The sequence below is a fragment of the Pseudomonas sp. HY13-MNA-CIBAN-0226 genome, assembly GCF_040310305.1.
GTDB lineage: Bacteria > Pseudomonadota > Gammaproteobacteria > Pseudomonadales > Pseudomonadaceae > Aquipseudomonas > Aquipseudomonas gregormendelii.
Genome location: NZ_JBEOPS010000358.1, coordinates 1 through 261, shown reverse-complemented (window position 1 = coordinate 261; position 261 = coordinate 1). Strand labels below are relative to the sequence as shown.

General features: G+C 64.4%; 1 pseudogene. It reads left to right on the top strand.

The window, feature by feature from the left end:
* Positions 1-261 (top strand): annotated as a pseudogene (locus AAEZ05_RS29095) (TIGR00374 family protein); the annotation flags it as partial.

Below are 261 nucleotides of genomic sequence, written 5' to 3'. Positions count from 1 at the left end.
CTGTTTCATAGCCTCAGCCCGCGTATGGAGTGGTTGCTGGGGCTCAGCGCCGTGTCGATGGTGGGTGGGGTGATCAGTGGCTGGGCCGTGGTGCATTTTCACCGACGGCTGATTCGCCTGGCGGGTTTGGCACTCAAGGCCATGAAGGTCGGCGCTACCACCCGCCGACGCCGGGCACGCCGGTTGCTGCGTTTTCTTGCGGCGTTCAGCGCCACCCTGAAACTTCCCCGGAGCAGCTTGCTTGGGGTCTTTGCGCTGACC